Source organism: Pseudomonas sp. MDT1-17 (genome assembly GCF_054898105.1).
Genome location: NZ_JBUBVM010000001.1, coordinates 1,337,439 through 1,358,701, shown reverse-complemented (window position 1 = coordinate 1,358,701; position 21,263 = coordinate 1,337,439). Strand labels below are relative to the sequence as shown.

Genomic DNA, 21,263 nt, shown 5'->3' with positions numbered 1-21,263 from the left:
CCATCCGTTAGGTTAATGAGCCCGAAGACCCGACATTCCCTGGAAAATCCGATAACTGGCGCTGTGTTGAATCATCACTGCGACTGTTGAGACTAGCGCCAAGGCTCGGCTCGGGTCGGTGGATAACACCGAAAAATGGTAAGCAATCCTTTCCTCGCGCCTACAAAAAAGCCGTCCCGAGGACGGCTGTCTTGGCTTGTCAGAAATCATCCCGACTGGTTTTTTCGATATTCGGTGGTGGTGATGCCCGCATAACCCCAATTATCCGTGTCGACCTCCTCGATCACGATGTGGGTCAGCTCCGGGGGCTTGCCGAGGACTCGCTGCAAGGTGTCGGTGATTTCGGCGATGACCTGGGCTTTCTGCTCCCGGGTCACGCCGTCACGGGTAATACGCACACTGACGAAAGGCATGACGTTGCTCCTGTCCGGTGATTAAAAAAGACCGACCACTTGCCGTTGGTGAAGTCGGCGCTGGTCAAGTAAAGCACCGCTTCGCTGAATTCATCTACAGTGGCGAAATCCAGCACTTCATTTGGTCCCCGGTGTAATTAATCATGCAGCGACAATTCGACGATCTTCAATTGGGCAGCATCGAACTGTTTTGTCTGGCCGCCGAGGCTGGCAGCTTTACCGCCGCCGCGCTGGTGGCTGGCGTGACGCCGGCAGCCGTGAGCCGCTCGGTGTCGCGCATGGAAGAGCGCCTGGGCGTGCGGTTGTTCGCGCGCACCACCCGAAGCGTCAAACTGACCGACAGTGGTCGGCGGTATTACGAGGAATGCCGCCAGGCGCTGGCACAACTTGTCGAGGCCCAACGCGAGGTCATGGGCCAGCAGCAACAGCCGTCCGGTACCTTGCGCATCAGCATTCCCACCACCTATGCCCATCACCGAATCCTGCCTTTGCTACCGGCTTTTCGGGCACGCTATCCCGCGGTGAAGGTCGAGTCGCACATCAGCAATCGCAATATCGATTTTGTCGGCGAGGGCTATGACATGGCCATCCGCGTGCGGGCGATTCCGGATTCCGGACTGATCGCCCGACATCTTGAGGATGCGGCGCTGGTGATGATTGCCAGTCCCGATTACCTGAAACGAGTCGGCGTCCCGTACACCCTGGATGACCTTCAGCAGCACGAATGCATTCAGTACGAACTGCCCAGCAGCGGCCGACGCATTGCCTGGTTGTTCAACGACAGTGGCACACCGCGGGAGATTCTGGCCGAGGGCAACCTCAGTTGTTCCGACGATGTGCTGGGAGGCGTGACCCTGGCAAAACATGGAGCAGGGTTGTTTCAGACTTATCGCTTCATTGTCGAAAAAGAACTGTCCGATGGCTCGCTGGTGGAAGTCCTCAAGCCTTATGGCGGACGCTCGCGGCCGTTCACCCTGCTCTACCCGCAAAGTCGCCATATGCCGCTGCGGTTGAGGGCGTTTATCGATTTTCTGGTTGAACATCTGCCGCGCTGAAAAACCGAAACCGTCCGATCACCGCACACAAAAACCTTGCGAACCGCCTCTTCAATTGATCAGATTAACCAGCTAGTACAATTTATCTCCACAGGCTGAAACCCTCGGCCAATGCCAAAAATAATAAGTGGAGAGACCCCGATGCCCCCGATCGTTCTGGTGCTCAACGGCCCGAATCTGAACCTGCTCGGCACCCGAGAGCGCTGGAGCATTTCAGTCAACGTTTGAAGGGGTGAAGGCCGTGACTCAGAACAGCGGTATTGGCCGGACTGTTGATGGCCGCCGAACGCATGAACTTTACCGGCCTGAATATCACCTTTCCGTGCACATCAGGCCCGCAGATACCGCAGAACCGACTCGCAAATCATCTCGCGATGACGCTCTTTGATGCTTTCGTCCGGCAGGTCGATCTGAAAAATCTCACCGAATGTATGGCGGTTCGACACCCGATAGAAGCAGAACGAACTGATCAGCAGGTGCACATCCAGCGGCTCAAGCCCCGCGCGAAACACGCCTTCCTCGGCACCGCGACGCAAAATCTCGCCCAGTGAATCGAGAATCGTGTTGTTCATCGCCTTGATCGCATCGGAACGTTTCACGTATTCAGCGTTGTGAATGTTCTCGATGCTGACAATCCGCACAAAGTCGACGTTGCGATCATGGTGGTCGAACGTGAATTCAACCAGCCGACGAATCGCTTCCACCGGCGCCAGTTCGGTCAGGTGCAGACGGTTTTCGGTGCTGCGGATATCGCCGTAGAGCTTCTCCAGCACCTCGACGTAGAGCTGTTCCTTACTGCCGAAGTAGTAATAGATCATGCGTTTGGAGGTGTGGATACGTTCGGCGATCGCATCGACGCGAGCGCCGGAAAGCCCCTGCTGGACGAACTCGACAATGGCTTCTTGAAGGATGTTCTCGCGGGTCTTTTCCGGGTTGTTCTTGCGACTCTTGCGGGGCTCGGCCATGGGTTCGCCGGGCGCAGGGGAGAGTTCTGAAATTATTGTCATTGCGGGCTCACGGCCATCACTGCACAGGCTGGCGATTATGGGCCGGGCCGCACAGTGAAGGAAGCCGCGCGGCCGCGGTTTGTACCCGTGTTTACGATTTTCCTACAACTTTGCCTGACGTACGGCACCACTGCGGGATTTGGCCATGGCCGCCAGTCGCACCGCCACGTTGGCCGCACCGTATCCCGCATAGCCGTTCTTGCACTGGATAATTTCAAAGAAGAACCGCCCTTCAAACGGCTCGGTGTACACGTGAAACAGTTCGCCACCCAGCAGCGGTACACCCGCCTCTTTGGCCCGGCTGATTTCGGCAAAGATGTCGTCGCAATCGAAGGCGATGTGATGCACACCGGAGCCGCGATAACTCGACAGCGCATGTGAGATCGCGGTGTTGCGGTTCTCGGAAATGTTCAGCGGCAAGCGGATCGAACTGCAACGGCTGCGCAGCGCCCGGCTCTTACCAAGCCATATGGATCGGGAAGCACCACTTCATCGTCGGCCTCGAAATCCAGCAGGCTTTTATAGAACAGCACCCAACGGTTTCGGCGGCATGTGCGCCGCCATCGGCGGGGTGTTCATGACCCAGTTGGTCGGCCACATTCTGACGATCACCAACAACAACTACACCATGCTGTTCACCATGATTCCGGCGATGTACTTCATCGCGCTGATCTGGATGTACTTCATGGCACCGCGCAAGATTCCGACCGTCACTCCGTAAAACCCCTCCCCCGGCAGGCCTGATTCCAGGCCTGCCATGCTTCTCTCACCGACGACTCTGCTGATGATCAACACGCCGATGAATCCGCAAATCACCGCAATCCACTGGCCACGGGTGACGCGCTCACCCAGCAGCGGCACCGACAGCGCGGTCACCAAAACCGGCGCAAGAAAGTTGACTGCCGTCGCTTCCGCCAACGGGATGTACTGGAGGCCGGTGGTAAAAAACAAACTGGTGCCCAACAGGCACAACGCCCTCACCAACTGCAGCATCGGCCGCTTGGTCCGTAGGACGCGCAACCCGGACTGCGGCAGAAAAATTCCGGCCATCAACACGGTGTGAACCACATAGCGGGCCCAGACCACCATCACGATCGGATAGAACCCCGAGAGGTATTTCGAAAAAGCGTCATGGCTGGAAAACAGAAAAGTCGCAACAACGATCAGCAAAATCCCTTTGAAGGGTTGGTTTACGCCGGAGAGCGGAGTGCTTGCTGTCATGTGTATCCTTTGCGAAGTGAAACGTGTCGCGGACGGCGAGTTCCAATAATTTAGAACCTGGTTCCAGATTACAATACAAGCATAGGCCGGATGTGTTCGAACACCGCACAGTTTTACGAGCTGAACAACTCCGACGCCAGACTCGCCGCCGCCAACTCCTCGGCATACCTCAACAGCAGCGGCGCCAACTCATGCAACCGTGCGCCCGGCATGCGCGCACTCGGCCCGGCGATGCTCAGCACACCGATCACCCGCCCCTCCCTCGGGTGCCGCACCACCGCCGCGATTGCCGAGGTGCCCACAGCCGAACTTTCCTCGACCCAGGCGTAACCCTGCTCTCGCGCAAGACGCAAACGCTCGAGCAGTTCAATGTTGGAACGCGGTGCATTCGGCCCTAGGTCTTCAGGCCGCTCGCCGCCCTGGCGTTCCACCAGCGACAACGCCTCGGCATCACTCATGCACGCCAGCCACGCATGGCCCGACGCGGTATAGAACAAAGGCGCATCGCGGCCCATTTCCGGGTCGTAACGCAGGCCGGAACGAGCCCCCTGAGACTTGGCGATCCATATTTGCCGCTCGCCTTCAATCACCCCAAGACGTACCAGCTCCCCGGTTTCCTCGGCCAGGCGATCCAGCACGGGCTGAACGATATCGGCACCGCTGCCCGACAGATAACGAAAACCCATCGCCACCAGTTTGGTGGACAAGTGATACCGCAGGCTCTCCGGATTCTGCCGCACATAACCCAGCCGGATCAGTTCCGCGAGCAGACGGTGAGTGGCGCTTTTAGGGATGTCCAGCTGCTCCGCGAGCATCTGCATCGGCAGGCCGCGAGGATCACTGGTGAGGCTTTCGAGCACGTTGAAGACACGTTCGATCTGACTGCCGGCCATGGAGGGTTCCCAACGAAATTTTCCCGATTCTAGAAGACAACCCGTCGAATGCGAAATCTGGAACTCGCTGTAATCCTGACGCTGGTTTACCAACCCTTACACATTTCGCCTACCTATGTTCGCCAGTGCGGTTATTCATAGGTTCGGCGATACCCGCCCAATCAATCTATGGAGAAACCGTAAACATGTTATGGAACAAGGCAAGACGCAGCGAGAACGTCAACGACACTCGCGAGGGCAAGGATGCCCGCCAACTCACAGGGAAAGCCCTGGGCGCCGGACTGGCCGCCGCCGCATTGGCGGGTGTAGGACTTTACTCGACGCTCAGTACGACACCGGGCGTAGTGTCTGCCGAAACGGATGCCCCCAGCCACTACACCGCCCCCCAGCCCTCTGACGACCCGAAATTACTGTTCGCTCAGTCCGTGCTGGGCGATACCGAAGACACCTGGAAACAACTTTTTGCCCAGTCCGGTCGCCACTACCCGCCACCTACGCTGACCTTGTACAGCCATGACGTGACTTCCGGCTGCGGTTTTGCCAACGGCGGCAGCGGTCCGTTTTATTGCCCGGACGATCAGCAGATTTATCTCGATCCGGAGTTTTTTGCGCAGATGGCCCAGCGGTTTTCGGTGATCGGCGACTTCGCCCAGGCCTACATCATCGCGCACGAAATCGGCCACCACGTGCAGCTTGAACTGGGGATATCCGAACCTTTCGAGACAGCCCTGGACAAGCGGCAACCGGTTACCGGTGATGGCGGCCTGGAGGTTCGCGCGGAGTTGCAGGCCGATTGCCTCGCCGGCGTCTGGGCGCATCATGCGCAAAAACGACTGGCCTGGCTGGAGCCCGGTGACATCGACACGGCCCTGCATGCCGCCGCAGTGTTCGGCGACGATTATCTGCAACGCGCCCAAAACGCCGCAATACGACCGGAGACGTTCAGTCATGGCACTTCGGAGCAGCGGGCGAACTGGTTCAAATCCGGATTCGCCACAGGCCGGATCAATGCCTGCGACACCTTCACGATCGTGGACCTGTAATACCCTCCCGCCGACGAAACCGCTAATGTCAGTGCAGGCCACAGAACCGGCGCCGCGAAAGGCTGTCTGACGACTGGACTGGCGCCACGCCGCCACACCAGCAACACTCATCACCACGCGCCTTCACCCGATAAGAAAGAGGATTCCCCACATGCTATGGAAAAAAGGCCGACGCAGCGACAACGTGGTGGATGCCCGTGGAGATAATGTCGGCGGTGGTGGTGGCGGGATGCGCTTCGGTGGCGGCAAGGGCCTGAGCCTGACGGCGATTATTTTGATTGTCGGGATCGGCTGGATCACCGGCCAGGACCCGATGCAGATCCTCGGACAACTCACCGGGCAGATGAGCGAGCAATCGGCACCCGCACCGACCGAAACCCGCAAGGCACCGCCGGCCAATGATGAAGGGGCCGAATTCGTGCGCTCGATCCTCGGCGACACCGAAGACACTTGGGGCCAGATCTTCCAGCAGGCCGGTCGGCAGTATAAGAATCCGACCTTGGTGCTGTTCAGTAGCCGTGTCAACTCGGCCTGTGGCCTGGCGACATCGGCGACCGGTCCGTTCTACTGCCCGGCGGACCAGAAAGTCTATCTGGACACGAGTTTCTTCCAGGAAATGTCCCAACGCTTTGCCGCAGCGGGTGACTTCGCGCAGGCCTACGTCATCGCTCACGAAGTCGGACACCACGTGCAGACCTTGCTTGGCGTTTCAGCGAAAATTCAGACCGCTCGCCAACAGGGCCAGCAAATGGAAGGTGACAATGGATTGCTGGTGCGCCAGGAACTTCAAGCCGATTGCCTGGCCGGGGTCTGGGCCAACAATGCGCAGAAGCGGCTGAACTGGCTGGAACCCGGTGACATCGAAGAAGCCTTGAACGCCGCGAACGCCATCGGCGATGACCGTTTGCAGCAGCAAGGTCAGGGGCGTGTCGTCCCCGACTCGTTTACTCATGGTACGTCGGCGCAAAGGGTGCGCTGGTTCAAAACCGGATTTGCGCAAGGCCAGGTTGGCCAGTGCGATACCTTTGCAGCGAAAAATCTATAAATGAATAAGTGGCTGTTAACTCTACTGATCACCTGCGCAAGCGCCCAGGCTGCCGAGCATGCGGTCAAGGAGGTCAGCCCCGGACGCCTGCTGTTGACTTCAGGTGAAATCGCGGTGGGCATCGGCACGGCGCCGACGAAAATCGAACGTGTGTTGATCATCATCCACGGTCTTTCGCGCAATGCCCCAACCTATCGCCAGAGAGCCGAGCACGCGGCCGAACAGGCCGGGCAAAGCGCGAGCACCTTGGTGCTCGCCCCGCAATTTCTCAATGAAACCGACATCGCGGCCCATCCCGTGGCTGACAGCGTATTGCGCTGGCAGGGCAATGACTGGATGGGTGGGGGCTTATCCACCGCTCCGTTTTCCCTGAGTTCCTACGCTGCGCTCGACGAAATCATCGCCCGAATCGGCGATCGCCGACAGTTTCCGGACGTGAAGCAAATCATCATCGCCGGTCACTCCGGTGGCGCTCAGGTGGTGCAGCGCTATGCATTGCTGGGCCACGATCAGCCAGCGCTCAAGGCGGCCGACATACAAGTGCGTTACGTCATTGCGAACCCGTCTTCTTATGCGTACTTCGATGAACGACGGCCGGTTGCGTTCAGCCACGCCGGTTGCCCGAATTTCAATCGCTGGAAGTACGGGCTGACGGATTTACCTGCCTACGTCGAAGGGCAAACGCCTGCGCAGCTGGAAGAAAACTACGTCAAGCGCGACATCGTTTATCTACTCGGGCAGAAAGACAGCGACCCGAAGCATCCGGCGCTGGACAAAAGCTGTGAGGCCCAAGCTCAGGGCACCAATCGATTGGTTCGCGGGCGCAATTATTTTGCTTCTCTGAAACGGCGGCATCCTCAAGGGTTGAGTCAGCAACTGATCGAAGTGCCTGGGGTCGGGCATGATGGGGATGGAATGTTCAACTCGCCGCAGGGGCAGAAAGCGTTGTTCGGTCAGTGAGTTTTTGTGTTGGCTGAATCGACGCCTTCGCGAGCAGGCTCGCTCCCACATTTGGCCGCATTCCAATGTGGGAGCGAGCCTGCTCGCGAAGAGGCCGTCAAGCGAACAACATTTCCCGCAACGCCACGCAATCGGCGGCATGCCAATCCGTCAATTCCGGCCACGGATTATCCGGCAGGTTCACCAACACCGTCCGCGCCCCTGCCGCCCGGCCGCAATCCAGATCAAATCGGTAATCACCGACCATCACCATTTCACTGGCCGGTACATTCCAGGCCTGGGCCAACTTCAGCAAACCACCAGGATGGGGTTTTGGCGGTGCTTCATCACGACCCAGCACATCCTCCTGCGCAAAGCAGTCGGCCAGGCCAATCGCCGCCAGTGTGACGTGCGCCAGTTCGCGGGCATTGCGGGTGAGAATGCCCAGGCGATAACCGCGCCCGGCCAGCTCACGCACCAGATCTACCGCGCCCGGTGCCGCTTTCGAACCCAGCGCCAGGTCTCGTTCGTGTTCCAGCAACCACGCATGTTTGGCCGCGGCTTCATCGGCCGGGAGCGCGGCGAGGTGGGTCAGGATGTCGTCTTCGGCCGGGATCGCCAACGCCACGCGGATCGCCGCGAAGTCATGCACGGCCACCGTCAGGGTGCCGTCCATGTCGAACACCCAGTGCCGCACCTCGGCCAGGCTCATGCCCAATCCTTGCGGTGGCGAATCAGGCCTTCCTGCGTGACCGACGCCACCAGTTGCCCGGCGCGGTTGAACACGCTGCCACGGGTAAAGCCACGGGAATTGCCGGCCCACGGGCTGTCCATCGCGTAGAGCAACCAGTCATCGGCACGCAGGTCCGCGTGGAACCACAGCGCGTGATCGAGGCTGGCGACCTGCATGTCTTTCTGCCAGACCGACTTGCCGTGAGGCTGCATCGACGTGGTCAGCAGACCGAAATCCGAGGCGTAGGCCAGCAGGTATTTATGCAGCGCCGGGGAATCGGCCAAGGCGCCGTCGGCGCGAAACCAGACGTACTTGATCGGATCGGACGGTTGCGGGTTGTAGGGATCTTTCTCGGTGATCGGTCGGAATTCGATCGGTTTGGAGCATAGCAGTTTTTCGCGCATGTGCTCGGGGATCAGGTGCGCGCGCTGCTGAGCGAGTTCCAGCTCCGACGGCAGGTTTTCCGGGCCGACCACAATCGGCATCTCGGCCTGGTGCTGGAAGCCTTCTTCGTCGTACTGAAAGGAGGCACTGCAGGTAAAGATTGGGTTGCCTTTCTGAATTGCTGTCACCCGACGCGTACTGAAGCTGCCGCCGTCGCGCACCCGATCAACCTGATAAATCACGGGCAACGCGGAATCGCCCGGACGCAGGAAATAGCCGTGCATCGAATGCACATGGCGCGCTTCTTCGACCGTCTGACTGGCCGCCGACAGAGACTGACCGATCACCTGACCGCCGAACAACTGACGGAAACCCAAATCCTGACTGCGGCCACGGAACAGGTTTTCTTCGATCGGTTCCAGGGTCAGCAGGTCAACCAGATCATCCAACACTTGGCTCATTCAGACTCTCCTCACACAACGCATGCCGCGCAGTCTTCGCTGCGACGGTCGATTCAATTTCCGGCCAGGGCCCATGGGCGCCATTGTAAACGTCCGTGCCGGCTTATCCATGCAAGGTTTGCAGCCATTGTTCACGAGTGATGCGGTACAACACATGGTGACGCAGGGGATTATCGACCGCGAGCCTTGGGTGTTCGAAATCATCCGCTGAATCATGGTGCATGCCGATCGCCTGCATGACTTTCTGCGACGGCATGTTGGTTTCGCTGGTGAAGGACACGACCTCTTTCAGCGGCAACCGGTCAAACCCGCAGCGCAGAGCGGTCCACGCCGCTTCGCTGGCGTAGCCAAGGCCCCAGTGCTCGCGGGCCAGGCGCCAGCCGATTTCGGTGGCCGGGGTGAAAGGCGCGTCGAAACCGACTACCCCGAGCCCGGTAAATCCGATAAATGCCCCGGTATCCTTGCGCTCCAGCGCCCAGAGTCCGAAGCCATGCTCGGCAAAATGGCCACGAATCCGCCCGATCAGCGAAGCACTTTCCAGTCGACTCAAGGGCGCCGGAAAATATCGCATCACCTGTGGATCGGCGCACATCGCCGCAAACTCAGGCAAATCCTCATCGCGCCACTGCCGTAACAGCAGTCGCGCGCTCTCGAGTTTCAGTATCGGCTCCATCGTGCCCCCCGTTTCCATGCCGCAAGTCTACATCGCTGGTAGGATCCTTCACTCATTCCTACAGGCCTTCCTGGATAAATCAGCCATGCCCCTGCCCCTGATCTACCACGAAGACTACAGTCCCGAGTTCCCGGCGGATCACCGCTTCCCCATGGACAAGTTTCGCCTCCAGAGATGTAATGTATACAGTGATAATTTCTGAGGGTATCACCATGCCGATTGCAGTGCCGTACATTCGATTTTCTAGCGTTGAGCAGGGTGACGGCAGCAGCCTTGACCGGCAGGAAGAGCGGGTAACCCAGTGGTTTGCTCGGAACCCCACCTACACCCGGTACGAAAGGACTTTTAGCGACCTGGGCATAAGCGGCTACAAGGGTGATCACATCAAAGAGGGGGCGCTAGGCAAACTGCTGCTCGCCATCGAGCAAGGCTACATACCCGCTGGCTCAGTTGTTCTTGTTGAAGCGTTGGACAGATTCAGCCGGCTTCCACCGCTACAGACTTTGCGGCATCTCGAAACGATCATCGAGGCCGGTGTCGATCTGATAACCATAAAGGACGGGGTTCGTTACGACAGCTCAAGCCTGACGAGCCAGAGTTTGATGGGTCTGGCGTATCACGCTTTCGCGGCCTACGACTACTCGAACACCATCGCTGGCCACATTAGAGATTCGTACACCGACCGGGCCAAGGAAGCGAAGCTCGGAAATCCGATTAAACGCCGCAATCCGTTCTGGCTCACAAGTGAAGGCAAGCTGAAGCAACCTGAGACCGACGTTCTGAAGCAGGTTTTCCAAGCCTTCTCTAACGGCGTCCCCCTACGTGCCCTAGCAATCCAGTACGGCCAGTACTTCGCCAACAGGCAAAGTCTCAAGCACGCTCTGCGAAATCCTGCCGCCATTGGCCACTGGCAACGCACCACAACCGTCGAGGTGGACGGTGAAGAGAAGCGGGTTCCGGGTGAACTGATTAAGGGCGTCTTCGAGGAAGCCGTCACCGACGAGTTGTTCTACCAAGTACAGAAGATGCTGGACGGCTTAGCCGATCAACCAGTTACGGTCGCCCGTAAATTCCCCTTGGCTGGACTCCTGCAATGCAGTGATTGCGGGGCCAATATGGTGCTGCTCCGTCAAAACGCTAGGCAGCAGACCGATGCAGTTCGTTGCTATCGCCGGATGCAGAACAGCGGCAAATGCACGAACCAGAAAACTATCCCTGTACCGGTCATTGGTTGGTTCTATGAGGCAACCCGCAAGCCCCACGCTTTCCGGGCATACCAACGCACCAAACTGCCAGAGAATCAGCGCCATCGAATCAAGCTCGATGGCCAGATTGATCAGTTGAAGCAGCAGCAGGGCAGACTACGGCAACTTGTGATGCTGGACGCTAGCGATAAAGATGCCCAAGCGGACTATCAGAAGTTGGTGGATGAGAAGAAGCTGCTAATAGAAGAGTTGGCGTTTTTACCAACGGTGGCAGACACGGCAGTAGTCGGCATGCCGGAATTCCAGCGGTTTCTTAATACTGATCCCTTCGCAATTTCCAACCTGCTGCAACAGGATGGATACCGAATAGTTTGCCATCGCGACGGGGCACTTGAGGTCAAGGTCAGCGCCGACGATAACCTCGCTGAAGTTGCCCAGTACGTCGGCTATGCACGCAAATACAAGATGTGGGAGATCAACCTCAGAAATGGAGACGCTCTGTTCGTCGACAAATACGGTCAAGTGCAGTTCCCGCAGTACGTCACCATTACTACGTCCGAGCAGTGGCAGCAGCGTATAAAGGGGACGGATTTGTCCGCCTACATGGACGACGACCTTGCGGACTACCTTGACGCTCAAGACTGAAGTGTCCCGCATACAGGGCCATGCCCCGCAAACAGGGGCATACCCCACCAGTTTGCACCCAGCGTCACGCCTGCGTCGCTCCGCAACATGGCCCCACGTCTGGGGATGTCCACCGCTCGTCAATTTAGTAAAAATAAGTATTGCAATATCGAAAGAAGTGTGATTCTTCACTTGACAAGATGGGCTAGTAGTGCTACCATGTGTGCTTAGTTAGATAAACCCCTCAAGTAACTCCCCCCCCAGAAAAGTTTCCGCCTGCCGACAACATAGTTAGGCCTAATCCTTGCCGAACTATGTTGTTAAGTACTTGTTGTCGATCCAAGTGCAGAAGATCGACGTTATTCCTTAGGAAGTGTCGCCATAATGGCTATAGGGCTAGGCATATCCCTATTGTCGTTAATGCCAGTCCTCGACCGTCAGGATGCAACAGAAGACGGTCACTGATTCAAGTTCCTGCAAAGCAGGAAGTCTTCCGCACTACTCAGTGCAAACAACTGATAGCCGGTTCCCCCGAAACTCTCATACGGAGTTAGGGGTTTTCTTTGGCTTGTCGAAAGCAACTACACACTCAGAGATACAACTAATGATAAAGCGTTATCCGCTCAAGCGGAAATACTGCCATCACTGCGGGGCTATGTATTATAGCCGAAGTCACCGCAGTCGCTGGTGTACCGGTACATGCCAAACTCGCAACTACCGTGCAGCCCGGAAGCAGACACAGGCAGAATTGGAACTAGAGTTCAATGCACAAGAGGCACACCAACAACTTAACCAACAAGAAGCGGCAGCATGACACAACAACTGTATATCGAAGTGGATAAAGTCCACCAAGGAATCATGGGTCTGACAGATCGTATAGGCGAATCGAGTCGATATGAGTATGTACCTGTTACTCAGGCTGAAGTCGATTTCATCAATCGTCTTGAGAATGAGGTATTTCCCTCCGGAACTATTGCTACACTTAGTGATCTGGAGTTTTATCGAGCAGGGCGACAAAAGATTGCCAAGGCTAAACAAGCTCATGCAGCAGCACAGGTGAAGCTCGCCAAAGCCAAGTTAGCCATTAGCATTGCCAAGGCCAATCTAGAAACCTTCATGAATGCAGAAGCCGCTAAGCGGGGCGTTTCCCGTACTGAGTTGGTGGCCCTTCTAGATGACCGCCAGAAGCGTATAGCAGCCGCTACTGACGCAAGTAATACCAAATCATCCCCCAGCGATGACAGGGCCCGACAGAGCCTTATAACGCAGATCAAAACACGTAAGAAATCTAAGTAATCATAAGGTATAACAAGCATGACAACTACAGCTACACACGTGTACGGCACTAACGTTATCGAAATCGAAAAACACAGTGACGCAGAACTACAGAAACTAATTAAGCAGAGCGAAGTGCAATACTTCCGTAACTGCATGTCGCCAGCATATCCAGACTTGGGTGTGAACGTGTCTTGGGTAAGTGAGGAGCCGCTAACTCACGCTCTTAATGAACTAGCAAGCTGGTTTAAAAACGGGTACACCGTTGCAACCTCCCTCTGCCGCCCGCTATATCTTAGCGTGCAGCTCAAAAAGCCGGCGACTATTGTCGATGCCGATCTTCTTGAAGTTGCGGGTCAGGCGAAGGTTAAATATACGGCAGACCGTTACGAGCGTAACCAACTCGAAACCCGCCGACAAATGGACATTACAATTTCTCGACGAGCCCGCGAGGCGGCTGCGGCTAAAGCTAAAGCAGAGGCAGAACTTCAGGTAAGCGAAGAAGAGTTCGCACTTTCTGATTTGATCGCCGCGTACTTGCCAAAGAAAGCCGCGACAGCTAAGTAACTTCTCCCGCACTATATCCGCCTTCCCTGAACTGCTATCCCCGATAGTCAAGCCGAATGGCCCAACTGACTACGTCGGTTTCCTGCTGTCTGGTGAAAGGCGTTTTATGGACCGAGATAAATAATGGAGAGACACCCATGTTGCACTTACGACTTCCCCCAGACACCTACGCAGCTCTACGCCTTCAGGCCGATGCAGCCGGTATCAGTGTCGCCGCTTACATTGCCGGCCTTCTGAAAACGCACACAAAGCAAAACAAATAACCAACCCAACATCTCATATAAGGAGATATGCATGTCCGCAACCGTAGTACAACTCGCCCCAAAGGCTAAAGAGGCACAAGCACGACAAGCACTGAAAGACCGGTTTGTCCGCGTTCCGTCCAAGTCGGCTCTTCCTAGTTACCGTGATCTGGTGACAGGTATTGTCCAGTCTGATCCCTACGTTCTGTTGACGTACTATCGGAAGAACGGCGGCACGGAATTGAAGCAGGGCGACAACCTGCCTCTAACTGTCGTAATGGGTGAAGGTTTCCAGCCGCTAGGGCAAACCATTCTGGAAGGTGATCTGCTGAATCTCTGGCAACCGCCCATGCTGCAACCATCCGGCCAGAAGGTGACAAGGGAGCAGGGTGCCCCATTCCTTGAGTTCCTGACACGCTGGTTTCCTGATAATGAAGAGCGTGCCTATTTCACTCGCTGGATGGCTTGGACAGTGCGTTACCCTCACCGCCGTATCATTGTTTCGCCATTGCTGCGAAGTGATCAAGGCACCGGAAAAGGGTTCTTCGTTGAGTGCCTGATGACTGGTCTGCTCGGTAAAAAGAGCGTGGCTAATACGGGTCTGAAGAGCGTTGTAGGCGATTTCAACGAGGTGTTGGAAGGCAAGACGTTCATTGTCATCGACGAGCTTTATAGGAATGGCGAAACCACGGCAAACACCCTCAAGACCATTCAGGGCGGTGGGACGTTCACGTTGAACCGGAAGCACCAGCCAATAGTGACCGTGGACAACTTTATCAACTTCGTTGTCACCAGCAACGATCTGGTGCCGCTGGACCTTGAAGCAGGGGACCGCCGTTTCTGGGTGCCTCAGTTCATCAGGCACAAGGTCGATGTTAACGAGACTTCCCGCTTCATTAACGGCGAGTTGCGTCCATGGCTAGAAGACGCTGGCGGTTTCCAAGTGGTACGCGATTACCTGGAGCAGATCAGCCTAGCCGACTTCTACCCGACAAACCCGGCGCCAATGACGCAGAGCAAGAAGGAGATGATCGGTTTCAGCCCGCGTGAAGAGTTGGCCGAGTTCGTTGCCGAATATATCGACGATGTGCTGGTGCTCAAGGCCGCTGACATCGAAAGTGCCTACAGGCAGTCCACCGATACTGATGTTTCATCTTCTGCCATTACAAAAGAATTGGCGAAGTTAGGATGCAAACAGAAGCGTACGAATCTAGCCCGCTGGTGGATCACTCTGAAGGGGCTCGCCGCTGGTTTGTCCGAGACGTCTACGCCTGCCGAAATGCAAAAGGCATATGCGGCGTGACGCTTATCGTGTCGCTCGTGACGCTTCGGTGTCGCTCCCTCCAGCAAAGCGTCACGCCTGCGAGGCCCACGGGCTGCGGGGTCTGGAGTACTCGTGACGCTCGTGACGCTTCCACTGCATCTTTTTATATTAAGGGCAGGAGTTACGCGATATACCGGGAACGTAGTGAACGGTATTCGCGTGAGTGAAGTGGCTTTAGCCACGAACGGTAAGCCGCTTGCGGCTAGCGGGTACAGTCCTGTTAGTTTCACAGTGCAGAGGTTTTCTCTCCCGCCTATCGAAACATGTTCCCGGCATACTTCCCGCTGGCGGGCATTCTCGCCAAGCATCAGCCCCAAGATGCTCTGCAAAACTTATTTCCGCTTGGGGTTTGCCGGTACTACCTTAAGTTGCTCTATAGGGGCGCCCCAGTCTGAAAACATCCCCTTGCCTAAAACATACGGCTCCCCGGCCTTATGCCCGGCCTCATGCTCGCTTAGTGCTTTGTAAAGTGCGTGAATCTGCTCTGTTGTACGGTCGTCAAAGTTTTCGGGAAGCCATTTCCCGATGAGAGTTCTCATCACGGTGATAGTGCCGGGCTCTAACTTGTCGGCGGCAAAAAGATCATCTAAGTAGAGCGGCTTTGGTTTTATACCTCTCAGCAGCATCTTGAAGAACTCCATGGTGGTTGTCCCAATCCGAATAATCACACCAGTGATCATAGTCGAACGCGAGTGCATGTCTAATAGGGCATCTATTAGTTATCTAACCCGGCTAGGCGTCGGCTACAGGGGCTGATACTTTTGTAGCACGTCAGTACCCCTGTTTATGGCGCGTTGCCGCTACAGGGGGCTAAGCCAGCCTCTCTTTTCGTGCAACTTGCTTCGGATGCAGCAGAGTTGTCGGGCATCACGCCGCAAATCCGCGAAAACGCTTATTTCTCAGGATTCCAAGCGGTCCGGTTGATGGTCCAGTTTTGGTTCATCGTCGCAGCAGACGTCGATCCAGTTTTGGATGCACCTCCAGAAGTGATGCGGCCCCAGCAACCGGCACTTCTGTAGGTACCAACAAACGACCGTTAAATGATACCGTCTATCCGATACCCAGATTGGTGTCATCAATTACGGGTAGACAGGTTGATGATACCAGTGCAATATGATCCCACCGTAAGTGATGCTAGGAGATGCGAGAAATGAGTCGCCAATTTGCATATGGTCGTGTGTCGACAACCGAGCAACATACAGACAACCAATTGGTGGCACTCGCCAGCAAGGGCTTCGATATCCTCCCGGCTCGCTGGTTCTCTGAGCAGATTAGCGGTGGAGTGCCAGCCTTACAGCGTCCCCAGTTCAGTAAGATGTTCGAACGTCTGGAAGCAGGCGATACCCTCGTAGTGCTGAAGTTGGATCGTCTAGGTCGTGATGTGCAAGACGTCCTCGCCACAGTAGAGAAGTTGGCTGCTGTGGGGGTCCATGTTCGCTCCCTTGACCTTGACGGCGTAGACCTCACCAGTGCAGCGGGTAAGCTACAACTCACCGTGCTGGCTGCTGTAGCAGCGTTTGAGCGTGACCGTATCAAGGAACGCACGAGAGAAGGCTTGGCCCGCTCCCCTAATAAGGGTGGTCGTCCAGTAGCTGTTGAAACCACTAAGTCTGTACAGGCGTTGAAAGCCAAAGACATGACACAGTCTCAAGTAGCTGGTGAACTGAAGATCGGCATTGCTACAGTCAAACGCCACTGGAACAAGGCTTAACCCTCTCTGCAAGCCCTGCCAAGTGCGGGGCTTTTCTTTGAGCCTTGATATTTTGAATTTGTAGTTGCCGGCAGCGAGGTGGCACGGGAATGGCTCTTAACCCCGACCCACCCTGTGCGGGAAATCCGCCGATCTGCCAGATTCTCCGCCCTGATATTCCGCCACAGATTCACAGGCAATATTCGGCCGAGGGCAGGTGCCGATTTTGAAAAGTTTGGGTATCAGCGGATTTCAAAGAGTGGCTTACGACCGACAGAGAACGGCCAAAAGCAGGCATTTACTTAAGAAAATATTGAGCCATCGAACGATGACTCTTGCGGGGGGATTGTCATTGTCACGTGTCGCTTAGCTGATATGCACCGCTGCTGACTCTGCGCTCCCGACGGGTAACATGCGTCTCTAGTCCAGCTTGGCGCTCCTGCTTGTAGTCGAAGTAACTATCAACGGCTGCGATAAACTCGTTATTCTGAAAAGGCCAAGCGTTGTCATTATCGAGCCCCCCGGTAACGAGAATGTCTCCAGTGAAGTTGGGGCCAATGGTTTCGAAGGCTAGGACCACGACAATGCTACAGGCATCATGTACCTCCTGAACAACCGCAGCTAGCATCTCTGCAGTCTCAAAACCAAGGCGTACGCCTTCAGCTCTCAGCTTGACCTTTTCATCAATACGTCTTTTGGTTAAATGGACGTAGTTGGACGAATTCACCCAAGCAAGCCGGGTTGCATCTACGAATTTTTCGCGTTTATCCGCAAGCATACGAAGGGGTAGATCGCGAATATGGTCGACGTTCTGCTTTTTAACCCCTTTCCCTTTGAAAAAAGCAAGTCGTGCTTCCACATCGCCGTCTGAGGCGACTTCGTCAACAAAAGCTGTATTTACGGCCACCTCAAGCATATATCTCAGCTCACGTCGTGCCGTATTCAAAGCGCCATTCTCTATCGCCAGCTGAGCGGCTACGGCTGCCTCACCGATATCGTCTTTATGCCTTGGAAAAAGATAGCGCTCTGCATACACAGGCCATCGAGTAGCAGCAAATTCACAGATCTGAAATGTTTTATGCAGCCCCTCGATCGAGCAGCGAAGGTACGCTAGAGATTTTTGATATTCCGATGATTTCCGTACATTTTCGTAGTCCCTCTGCGAGTGATGTAGTTCCTCCTGGTCAGCCTGTAGGACTGCTGTAATAGGGTCATCTTGCTGGGACATACTTTTCTCCTCTGGTTGCCGTCAGTTTAACCTGCTCCATGACTGGCTGCTTTGGGTTGTGGCTGCCATTCGTAACAGGCAGCAAACGGCCATAAGCGGCCCTTCGCGACAGGCACGAAACGACCCAAGCCAGCCGGTTGTTTCACCTACGAAGCTAGGGTCTGTTGAGGCATAGCGCCTAATCAGTAGGGGGACGTCAGTTTTACTTTAATAGAGAGGGTAATGGCTATAGGCTTCATACAGCCCACGGTTAACCCAACGGTCGAACCGTCTACGGCGACCCAGGAGGTAGAGTGAAAGAACTCCTAGACCAGCCACCCAACCAAAGTTAAATAGGAATCGGCTTTAGAATGAAAGATTACCGCAGTGCCCCTTTATGGATAGAGGCTTTTGGACCTCGCGGCGATAATTATGATGAAAGAAGATTATTCCTATCGAATGCTCTTCACGAATTTCGTGAACGAGTATCCAAGTTAGTCGCACAAATTCAAAAAGACATGCCGGCTTTAACAGTCCATGACGTAACTCATATAGATGCGCTCTGGTGGACAGCCTCGGAGATTGCAGGTCCTAAGTATGACCTCAATGCAGCCGAAGCTTTTTTGCTTGGAGGGGCATTTCTGTTGCATGATTCTGCCCACTGTATCGCTGCCTTTCCTGGCGGAGTTACTGAAATAGTAAATTTACCCCAGTGGATCACCTCCTGCATAAAACAGGGTGTCAATCCGGAAGACGTTCTGCGCGGGACGGAACAATTCCAGAATATACTGTTCGACGTCTTACGAGCTCTTCATCCAACTCAAGCTCGAGTGCTAGCGCGGCAAAGTTGGAAAGCCCCAAATGATCAGGAGCCTATGTACCTGCTTCCGAACGAGGAGCTCCGCAGAGCCTACGCGGAGGCAATCGGTATTGTCGCCGAAAGTCATTGGTTGTATCCCCACCAGTTAGAACGCCTCAATCAGTACAAAATAACACCGCCTACCTGCATCCATCCCGCACCATGGGGAGTTGACGTTCTAAAAGTTGCGATTCTTCTACGGACTGCCGACGCTGCTCACGTCGACTCGGAGCGGGCACCTAGATTCCTACAAGCATTGATTAACCCACAGGGAATTTCAAAGCTGCATTGGGACTTTCAATCTAGGATCAACAAGCCAACGCGTGATCCTGATGCAAGTCGAAAGGAACTTTGCATAAGTGGCTCGAGCTTTCCAATTAACGAGCAGGAATCATGGTGGTTAGCTTATGACACTGCCCGCATGATTGACAACGAACTAAAAGCTGCCGATAGACTATTAATGGATTTTCGTAGACCTCGTCTAGCCGTCAATGCAGTCGCCCACTCCCACACTCCCGAAGACTTCTCAAAAGTTGTGCCCGTGGAGGGATGGCACCCTATCGATGCAAGCATTAAAATCACAAACATTCAAGAGACAGTTAGGCGGTTCGGTGGGGAAAAACTATACGGCCCCGACCCTTCTGTCGCACTCAAGGAGTTATTGCAAAATTCTGTCGACGCGATCCGCGCATGCAGGAAGCTCGGTGGACTTGGAGATGAAGAAGGAGAAATAGAAGTTGCTCATGAACAAACTTCCTCCGGTGACTGGTTACATATTTCTGACACCGGGTTAGGTATGAGCAGATACGTCCTAACGGATGTTCTATTGGATTTTGGGAAGTCGCTATGGCGCAGTAACGACTTGGATGGAGAGTGGAGTAATTTGCTGGCGACAGGTTTTCAGGCAACGGGACAATTTGGTATAGGGTTCTTCTCAGTTTTCATGCTAGGCAACCACATAAAAATCGTGACCCGCCGGATTGAGCAGAAAGAAAATGAGGGTTCTCAGTGGGTGCTTGAATTCAACAAAGGCCCTAATCAACGACCAATCCTTCGTCCACCAACCGATAGTGAACGCTTGAAACGTCCTGGCACTCGAATTTCGGTAATGCTTGAAGGTGATACGCTTAATAAGCTCCGATATACAGGCCAGACATCAGATCAAGGTAGTGTTCTACTTAACTTGTCCGAGGTCTGCGGAAAACTTACGCCGACACTCGATATTAATTTTTATACAAAAGAACACGCCAGCGAGAGAAAGAGAACAATACAAGCAAACGACTGGCTTGATTTGGAACCATATGAATTCGCGAAGCGAATATCGCCCGCTTATTTTAAACACCCCAAAGTATTAAAAATGGGAAAAGTCGGTCCGTGGTCAAATATGACCATTTTAAAAGACAGCTCTGAAAATATTCTTGGACGTTTTGCGCTTTATGATAGCTACCGCTATTTATCAGACGCTTCCGTCGGGGTCGGAGTCATAAATGGCATTCGTGCAGGTGCCGTCAATGACATTATGGGAGTAGTGATTGCTCACCAGCAAGACGACTTGGCTAGAAGATCGGCAACTCCCATCATGGACACTAGCGACTTGCAAGAGTGGGCGCAAGAGCAGGCCAAAATACTGTTCGACTCTAAAGCAATCAATATTTCCTCCAGCAGTCTGCTGGCCCACTTTGGATCCGGGCCAGAAAATCTGCTACTTGGAAAATTAATGGGGATCGCTGTTTACTATAGTGATATAAAAAAGTTTCTAGAAGAGTCTGACATATTAATAGTTCATGATGGAGCCATTGAACATGATGATGACGATGACATTGTGTCTAGGGATTTTTACACCCACTACGAATCCATGGCCGATGTCCTAGAAATTGAAGATTTTGCCTCGGCTCTTTGGCCTGACGACTTAGTTCAATCTGGCCCGGATCGTGAGAGTTGTTCGATCATGGCTTATATACACGAACTCGTCGATTCGGTCTGGTCTAAATATGACATCCAGACATTTGATGCAAAAGTAGCGGAAGTTATGTCGGTACCGATATTCAGGGATTGCACGGTATACAAGCGCAACGAGCTCTCAACTTGAGCGAACAAGCTAGAGCCACCTATTAAAATAAAGGTGCCCCGAGCCTACTACCCGATGAGTCTAGCAAGCCTTAAACTTCCATTTTAGAAGTTTTTAGTTGCTGATTTAGTATGGTCAGCGCACTGGTTAAAAAGCGTAGATCACCCGAGTGAAATAGATTCATCTGAACGACCGCATTGGCCGGTAGCGGCCCTCCGCAAAGGGCCGCTATGGGTCGCCTTCTGCCGGTCATAACCACGAAGAGTGCTGGTCAAATCCAGCTCAAAGGACTGTTCATGTCGAATGCAGACAATTGGGTAGGCCTGAGCAATTAC

Annotated in this window: 18 protein-coding genes and 4 pseudogenes; 12 read left to right on the top strand and 10 right to left on the bottom strand. The window is 54.7% G+C overall.

What is annotated here, in order from left to right; genetic code table 11:
* Nucleotides 1-206: 206 nt before the first annotated feature.
* The gene (locus ACYZTX_RS05985; protein WP_129441029.1) at nt 207-413 is read right to left on the bottom strand and encodes a tautomerase family protein; all 207 of its coding nucleotides are present in this window, start codon (nt 411-413) and stop codon (nt 207-209) included.
* Nucleotides 414-556: 143 nt separating this feature from the next.
* On the opposite strand from ACYZTX_RS05985, the gene ACYZTX_RS05980 reads away from it, so the two are divergent.
* Complete coding sequence (locus tag ACYZTX_RS05980; protein ID WP_462033323.1) at nt 557-1,468, top strand: LysR family transcriptional regulator; 912 nt, start codon at nt 557-559, stop codon at nt 1,466-1,468.
* Between the two features lie 329 nt (nt 1,469-1,797).
* Here ACYZTX_RS05980 and ACYZTX_RS05975 read toward each other — a convergent pair whose 3' ends face one another.
* Both ACYZTX_RS05975 and ACYZTX_RS05970 read right to left on the bottom strand, forming a co-directional pair.
* Nucleotides 1,798-2,475 carry a TetR family transcriptional regulator gene (locus tag ACYZTX_RS05975; protein ID WP_462033322.1) on the bottom strand — a complete coding sequence of 226 codons (678 nt, stop codon included), beginning with the start codon at nt 2,473-2,475 and terminating at the stop codon, nt 1,798-1,800.
* Between the two features lie 102 nt (nt 2,476-2,577).
* Nucleotides 2,578-3,011 (bottom strand): annotated as a pseudogene (locus ACYZTX_RS05970) (VOC family protein); the annotation flags it as partial.
* A 2-nt stretch (nt 3,012-3,013) separates the two neighbouring features.
* Between ACYZTX_RS05970 and ACYZTX_RS05965 the strand changes: the two are divergent.
* A pseudogene (locus ACYZTX_RS05965) lies at nt 3,014-3,196 on the top strand (MFS transporter); the annotation flags it as partial.
* A gap of 44 nt (nt 3,197-3,240) precedes the next feature.
* On the opposite strand, the pseudogene ACYZTX_RS05960 reads toward ACYZTX_RS05965, so the two are convergent.
* Nucleotides 3,241-3,696: pseudogene (locus ACYZTX_RS05960) on the bottom strand (DMT family transporter); the annotation flags it as partial.
* A gap of 113 nt (nt 3,697-3,809) precedes the next feature.
* Nucleotides 3,810-4,589, bottom strand: coding sequence for an IclR family transcriptional regulator (locus tag ACYZTX_RS05955; protein WP_462033321.1), 780 nt, complete (start codon nt 4,587-4,589; stop codon nt 3,810-3,812).
* A gap of 185 nt (nt 4,590-4,774) precedes the next feature.
* On the opposite strand from ACYZTX_RS05955, the gene ypfJ (ACYZTX_RS05950) reads away from it, so the two are divergent.
* The 3 genes from ypfJ (ACYZTX_RS05950) (at nt 4,775) to ACYZTX_RS05940 (ending at nt 7,637) form a co-directional block, all read left to right on the top strand.
* A complete protein-coding gene (ypfJ, locus tag ACYZTX_RS05950) occupies nt 4,775-5,632 on the top strand; it encodes a KPN_02809 family neutral zinc metallopeptidase (RefSeq protein ID WP_462033320.1) in 858 nt (285 codons plus the stop codon).
* A 151-nt stretch (nt 5,633-5,783) separates the two neighbouring features.
* Complete coding sequence (gene ypfJ, locus ACYZTX_RS05945) at nt 5,784-6,677, top strand: KPN_02809 family neutral zinc metallopeptidase (RefSeq protein WP_462033319.1); 894 nt, start codon at nt 5,784-5,786, stop codon at nt 6,675-6,677.
* Nucleotides 6,678-7,637 (top strand): alpha/beta fold hydrolase, encoded by a 960-nt coding sequence (locus ACYZTX_RS05940; protein ID WP_462033318.1) that lies wholly within the window; start codon nt 6,678-6,680, stop codon nt 7,635-7,637.
* Between the two features lie 97 nt (nt 7,638-7,734).
* Here the strand turns inward: ACYZTX_RS05940 and ACYZTX_RS05935 are convergent, their stop codons facing one another.
* The 3 genes from ACYZTX_RS05935 to ACYZTX_RS05925 form a co-directional block, all read right to left on the bottom strand.
* Nucleotides 7,735-8,328, bottom strand: a complete 594-nt coding sequence (locus tag ACYZTX_RS05935; RefSeq protein WP_462033317.1) for an HAD family hydrolase — start codon at nt 8,326-8,328, stop codon at nt 7,735-7,737.
* Nucleotides 8,325-9,194, bottom strand: a complete 870-nt coding sequence (tesB, locus tag ACYZTX_RS05930; RefSeq protein WP_462033316.1) for an acyl-CoA thioesterase II — start codon at nt 9,192-9,194, stop codon at nt 8,325-8,327. The genes ACYZTX_RS05935 and tesB overlap by 4 nt, the downstream gene beginning before the upstream one ends.
* 103 nt (nt 9,195-9,297) lie before the next feature.
* Nucleotides 9,298-9,867: a GNAT family N-acetyltransferase gene (locus ACYZTX_RS05925; RefSeq protein ID WP_462033315.1), complete on the bottom strand. Its 570-nt coding sequence runs from the start codon at nt 9,865-9,867 to the stop codon at nt 9,298-9,300.
* Between the two features lie 16 nt (nt 9,868-9,883).
* Here ACYZTX_RS05925 and ACYZTX_RS05920 point away from each other — a divergent pair.
* The 5 genes and pseudogenes from ACYZTX_RS05920 to ACYZTX_RS05900 all read left to right on the top strand — a co-directional run.
* Nucleotides 9,884-10,042, top strand: a pseudogene (locus ACYZTX_RS05920) (histone deacetylase); the annotation flags it as partial.
* Nucleotides 10,043-10,079: 37 nt separating this feature from the next.
* Nucleotides 10,080-11,717 (top strand): recombinase family protein, encoded by a 1,638-nt coding sequence (locus ACYZTX_RS05915; protein WP_462033314.1) that lies wholly within the window; start codon nt 10,080-10,082, stop codon nt 11,715-11,717.
* A 789-nt stretch (nt 11,718-12,506) separates the two neighbouring features.
* Nucleotides 12,507-12,992, top strand: a complete 486-nt coding sequence (locus ACYZTX_RS05910; RefSeq protein ID WP_462033313.1) for a hypothetical protein — start codon at nt 12,507-12,509, stop codon at nt 12,990-12,992.
* A gap of 18 nt (nt 12,993-13,010) precedes the next feature.
* A complete protein-coding gene (locus ACYZTX_RS05905; RefSeq protein WP_462033312.1) occupies nt 13,011-13,538 on the top strand; it encodes a hypothetical protein in 528 nt (175 codons plus the stop codon).
* A gap of 294 nt (nt 13,539-13,832) precedes the next feature.
* Nucleotides 13,833-15,083 carry a DUF5906 domain-containing protein gene (locus ACYZTX_RS05900; protein WP_462033311.1) on the top strand — a complete coding sequence of 417 codons (1,251 nt, stop codon included), beginning with the start codon at nt 13,833-13,835 and terminating at the stop codon, nt 15,081-15,083.
* A 353-nt stretch (nt 15,084-15,436) separates the two neighbouring features.
* Here the strand turns inward: ACYZTX_RS05900 and ACYZTX_RS05895 are convergent, their stop codons facing one another.
* The gene (locus ACYZTX_RS05895) at nt 15,437-15,745 is read right to left on the bottom strand and encodes a hypothetical protein (RefSeq protein ID WP_462033310.1); all 309 of its coding nucleotides are present in this window, start codon (nt 15,743-15,745) and stop codon (nt 15,437-15,439) included.
* 509 nt (nt 15,746-16,254) lie between these two features.
* On the opposite strand from ACYZTX_RS05895, the gene ACYZTX_RS05890 reads away from it, so the two are divergent.
* Nucleotides 16,255-16,815, top strand: coding sequence for a recombinase family protein (locus ACYZTX_RS05890; RefSeq protein ID WP_462033309.1), 561 nt, complete (start codon nt 16,255-16,257; stop codon nt 16,813-16,815).
* A 334-nt stretch (nt 16,816-17,149) separates the two neighbouring features.
* On the opposite strand, the gene ACYZTX_RS05885 is transcribed toward ACYZTX_RS05890, so the two are convergent.
* Nucleotides 17,150-18,022 carry a hypothetical protein gene (locus ACYZTX_RS05885; RefSeq protein ID WP_462033308.1) on the bottom strand — a complete coding sequence of 291 codons (873 nt, stop codon included), beginning with the start codon at nt 18,020-18,022 and terminating at the stop codon, nt 17,150-17,152.
* Nucleotides 18,023-18,372: 350 nt separating this feature from the next.
* Between ACYZTX_RS05885 and ACYZTX_RS05880 the strand changes: the two genes are divergently transcribed.
* Entirely contained in the window at nt 18,373-20,949 is a 2,577-nt protein-coding gene (locus ACYZTX_RS05880) for an HD domain-containing protein (protein ID WP_462033307.1), read from the top strand.
* Nucleotides 20,950-21,263 lie beyond the last annotated feature (314 nt).

Excerpts from the sequence above, each read along its gene's own strand:
- ACYZTX_RS05905 (WP_462033312.1), top strand. The coding sequence starts at position 13,011 with ATGACAACTACAGCTACACACGTGTACGGCACTAACGTTATCGAAATC.
- ACYZTX_RS05900 (WP_462033311.1), top strand. The coding sequence starts at position 13,833 with ATGTCCGCAACCGTAGTACAACTCGCCCCAAAGGCTAAAGAGGCACAA.
- ACYZTX_RS05955 (WP_462033321.1), bottom strand. The coding sequence starts at position 4,589 with ATGGCCGGCAGTCAGATCGAACGTGTCTTCAACGTGCTCGAAAGCCTC.
- ACYZTX_RS05885 (WP_462033308.1), bottom strand. The coding sequence starts at position 18,022 with ATGTCCCAGCAAGATGACCCTATTACAGCAGTCCTACAGGCTGACCAG.
- ACYZTX_RS05880 (WP_462033307.1), top strand. The coding sequence starts at position 18,373 with ATGAAAGATTACCGCAGTGCCCCTTTATGGATAGAGGCTTTTGGACCT.
- ACYZTX_RS05985 (WP_129441029.1), bottom strand. The coding sequence starts at position 413 with ATGCCTTTCGTCAGTGTGCGTATTACCCGTGACGGCGTGACCCGGGAG.
- ACYZTX_RS05910 (WP_462033313.1), top strand. The coding sequence starts at position 12,507 with ATGACACAACAACTGTATATCGAAGTGGATAAAGTCCACCAAGGAATC.
- ACYZTX_RS05975 (WP_462033322.1), bottom strand. The coding sequence starts at position 2,475 with ATGACAATAATTTCAGAACTCTCCCCTGCGCCCGGCGAACCCATGGCC.
- ACYZTX_RS05895 (WP_462033310.1), bottom strand. The coding sequence starts at position 15,745 with ATGGAGTTCTTCAAGATGCTGCTGAGAGGTATAAAACCAAAGCCGCTC.
- ACYZTX_RS05935 (WP_462033317.1), bottom strand. The coding sequence starts at position 8,328 with ATGAGCCTGGCCGAGGTGCGGCACTGGGTGTTCGACATGGACGGCACC.
- ACYZTX_RS05925 (WP_462033315.1), bottom strand. The coding sequence starts at position 9,867 with ATGGAGCCGATACTGAAACTCGAGAGCGCGCGACTGCTGTTACGGCAG.
- ypfJ (WP_462033320.1), top strand. The coding sequence starts at position 4,775 with ATGTTATGGAACAAGGCAAGACGCAGCGAGAACGTCAACGACACTCGC.
- ACYZTX_RS05980 (WP_462033323.1), top strand. The coding sequence starts at position 557 with ATGCAGCGACAATTCGACGATCTTCAATTGGGCAGCATCGAACTGTTT.
- ypfJ (WP_462033319.1), top strand. The coding sequence starts at position 5,784 with ATGCTATGGAAAAAAGGCCGACGCAGCGACAACGTGGTGGATGCCCGT.
- ACYZTX_RS05915 (WP_462033314.1), top strand. The coding sequence starts at position 10,080 with ATGCCGATTGCAGTGCCGTACATTCGATTTTCTAGCGTTGAGCAGGGT.
- ACYZTX_RS05890 (WP_462033309.1), top strand. The coding sequence starts at position 16,255 with ATGAGTCGCCAATTTGCATATGGTCGTGTGTCGACAACCGAGCAACAT.
- ACYZTX_RS05940 (WP_462033318.1), top strand. The coding sequence starts at position 6,678 with ATGAATAAGTGGCTGTTAACTCTACTGATCACCTGCGCAAGCGCCCAG.
- tesB (WP_462033316.1), bottom strand. The coding sequence starts at position 9,194 with ATGAGCCAAGTGTTGGATGATCTGGTTGACCTGCTGACCCTGGAACCG.